A 987-nucleotide genomic window follows, 5' to 3' on the forward strand; every position below is an offset into this window, starting at 1 on the left:
GCGGTGACCTGCACGCGCGTGCGGGACGGGTGCCGCGGCCCGCGGCCCCCTCAGAGGCCGAGCGACGTGAGGACCGGCAGGGCCGCCCGCACCGCGGCACGCGCCTCGTCGGGGCCGTCCGCAGCGAGGGCCACGTCCGCCAGCTCGCGGCACCGGTCCGCGGTGACCGACGCGAGCACCGCCGCGACGTCCGGCAGCGCACGGGGCGTCATCGACAGCGACGTCACGCCCAGGCCGACGAGCACGGGCGCCAGGGCCGCGTCGGCCGCCGCCTCCCCGCACACGCCCACGGGTCGCCCGCGCTCGCGGCCGCCGGCGCACGTCGCCGCGACGAGGTCGAGGACCGCGGGCTGCCACGACGTCGACAGGTGCGCGAGGCGCGCGAGCTCGCGGTCGGCGGCCATCGCGTACTGCGTGAGGTCGTTCGTGCCGATGCTCGCGAAGTGCGCGTGCGCGAGCAGGCGCCCCGCACGCAGCGCGGCCGACGGCACCTCGACCATGACGCCGGCCGTGGTCAGCCCGTGCGCGGCGCAGCGCTCGACGAACGCCCGGGCCTCGTCGGGGGTCGAGACCATGGGGGCCATGACCTGCACGTGCGCGTCACTGGAGGCGGCCGCGCGCGCGATGGCCAGGAGCTGGTCGTCGAGCACGCCCGGGTGCTCCGCGGCGGTGCGCAGCCCGCGCACGCCCAGCGCCGGGTTCGGCTCGTCGGCCGCCGTGACGAACGGCAGCGGCTTGTCGGCGCCCGCGTCGAGGGTGCGCACGACGACGCGGCGTCCGGCGAACGCGTCGAGGACCTGCCGGTAGGCGGTGACCTGCTCGTCGACGGACGGTGCGACGGTCCGGCCGAGGAACCGGAACTCGGTCCGCAGCAGGCCGACGCCTTCGGCACCCGCGGCCGCGGCCGCCCGGGCGGCGGCGGGGTCGGCGACGTTGGCGAGCAGCGCGACGGGCAGGCCGTCGGCCGTCGCGCCGGGTGCGGCGAGC

Annotated in this window: 1 protein-coding gene; it reads right to left on the reverse strand. The window is 78.9% G+C overall.

From position 1 onward, the window contains the following. Positions 1 to 50: 50 nt before the first annotated feature. Positions 51 to 987 (reverse strand): putative PEP-binding protein (locus tag CBZ_RS18265; protein WP_130782893.1); only part of this gene is annotated, 937 nt, incomplete at its 5' end.

Source organism: Cellulomonas biazotea (genome assembly GCF_004306155.1).
GTDB lineage: Bacteria > Actinomycetota > Actinomycetes > Actinomycetales > Cellulomonadaceae > Cellulomonas > Cellulomonas biazotea.